Here is a 2,086-nt window from a genome sequence, read left to right as displayed (position 1 = left end):
GGAGTAGAGCCTCTAAAACACTGGTCTTTCCTGCTCCCTCTGGTCCCTCAAAAGAGACTAAAAATCCTTTTGACATGTCTAACTCATTTCTTTTTTTCTACCTTCTATTCTATCAAAAAAATAGGTTTTTGTGACAATCTTTTTGTGTCTTCTCCATTCAATCGACCATAAAAGAGGCTGGGAGTCATCCAACCTCTTATTTACCTAGTTCTTGTGTTCGTTTATAGGCTTGATGAACTGCGTCCATGACTGTGCCTCTAAAGGCATGTTCTTCCAGACTTGCTACACCAGCGATAGTCGAACCTCCTGGGCTGCAAACTTGGTCTTTCAAAACTCCAGGATGTTGCTGGCTTTCAAGAACCATTTGTCCAGCGCCAACTACTGTCTGGGCTGCCATTTTCAAGGCCCTTTCTCTTGGCAATCCTGATTGAACACCCGCATCTGCCAAAGCCTCGATAAAAAGATAGACAAAAGCTGGTCCACAACCTGCGAGACCTGTCGCCGCATCGATTAAGCCATCTCCCAGCTCAACTAAGAGACCGGCCTTGGCCAATAATTGACAAAAGAGTTCACTGTCCTCGGCACGACAGTTTGCTGACAGGGCATAACTAATCACTCCTTGCCCAATAGCCACTGGAGTATTGGGCATGATGCGAATGATTCGGTGTTGACTCGGAAGAAGTCTAGCCAGTTTTTCCAAGGTCAATCCAGCTGCCATGGAAATCAAAAGAAGACTCTCTCGTTTTTCAAGGATGGTCTGATATTGAGCAAGGATTTCAGAAAACTGAGTAGGCTTAACTCCTAGAAAAATCACATCTGCTTCTGCAAAAATTTCTTCATTGCTGGAAGCTTGACCACCGAAGTTGGCAATGAAAGCATCCACCTTGGTTTGACTACGATTGGCAAGGAGAATCTGTTCACCCGTCTTGGCCTGCAAGACAGCCTTGGCCAAGCTAGCACCCATATTCCCCAAGCCGATAAATCCAATCTTCATCTCTTACTCCCTTATCTGTCCGTCACCAGTAACCACATACTTGTAGCTAGTTAATTCCTTCAAGCCCATTGGACCACGCGCGTGCAGTTTCTGAGTCGAAATCCCCATTTCACATCCAAGACCAAACTGGCCTCCATCAGTGAAACGCGTTGAGGCATTGACATAAACCGCTGCAGAGTCTACTTGATTTGTAAAGTAGGCTGCAGATTCAGCATTTTCTGTCACAATGGCATCCGAATGATGGGTACTGTGGGCTTCAATATGCTCAACCGCTTCTTCTAAACTACTCACAACCTTAACAGCGAGTACATAGTCTAAAAACTCGGTGTCAAAGTCTTGGGCCTCAGCTGCTCGACCTGAAAGAAACTGACTTGCTTTGCTATCCAAACGAAATTGAATTGGTTCCAGTCCAGCTTCTTTGCGACTTGTAACCAGCACTTTCTCCAAACGAGGAAGGAAGCTTGCTGCCTTGTCTTCATGAACCAGCAAGACCTCCATGGCATTGCAGACAGAAGGACGGCTGGTTTTAGCATTGTTGATAATCGATAGAGCCTTGTCTTCGTCTGCATCCTTATCTACATAGACATGGACAATCCCAGTTCCTGTCTCGATAACAGGCACTATAGCATTTTCAACCACCGCATTGATCAAGCCAGCGCCTCCACGAGGTATGAGAAGGTCTAGATAACCCTTAGCCTTCATCATGGCATAGCTACTTTCTCGACTGGTATCTTCTACTAGTTGAATCACATCAGGATGAATGCTAGTCGTCTCCAAGCCCTTCTTCAAGGCTGAGACAATAGCATGAGCTGTTTGATAGGCATCTTTACCACTACGAAGAACGACCGCATTTCCACTCTTGAGAGCCAAGGCAGCCGCGTCAGACGTCACATTCGGACGGCTTTCATAGATAATACCGATAACACCCATAGCCACACGTTTCTTAGTAATAAGCAAGCCATTTTCAAGCTGACTTGTTTCTAGGACTTCACCAATGGGATCTGGTAAAGTAACCACTTCACGAATCCCTCTTGCCATGGCTTGGATTCGTCCTTCATCCAAATAAAGACGATCCAGCATAACATCTGAGAT

At 45.6% G+C, this 2,086-nt stretch carries 2 protein-coding genes and 1 pseudogene; all 3 read right to left on the bottom strand.

From position 1 onward, the window contains the following. Nucleotides 1–76, bottom strand: a pseudogene (locus SORDD24_RS11170) (dTMP kinase); the annotation flags it as partial. A 120-nt stretch (nucleotides 77–196) separates the two neighbouring features. Next, nucleotides 197–994: a pyrroline-5-carboxylate reductase gene (gene proC / locus SORDD24_RS06930; protein ID WP_061408992.1), complete on the bottom strand. Its 798-nt coding sequence runs from the start codon at nucleotides 992–994 to the stop codon at nucleotides 197–199. 3 nt (nucleotides 995–997) lie between these two features. Further along, nucleotides 998–2,086 (bottom strand): glutamate-5-semialdehyde dehydrogenase (locus tag SORDD24_RS06925; RefSeq protein ID WP_231082696.1); only part of this gene is annotated, 1,089 nt, incomplete at its 5' end.

It is taken from the genome of Streptococcus oralis (assembly GCF_001579175.1).
Lineage (GTDB): Bacteria > Bacillota > Bacilli > Lactobacillales > Streptococcaceae > Streptococcus > Streptococcus oralis_O.
Note: the sequence above shows the minus strand (reverse complement) of the source record. Positions and strands in the feature narration are given on the sequence as shown.

What these genes read in the sequence shown, in the direction of transcription:
- proC (WP_061408992.1), bottom strand. Translation starts at nt 994, where the DNA reads ATGAAGATTGGATTTATCGGCTTGGGGAATATGGGTGCTAGCTTGGCC.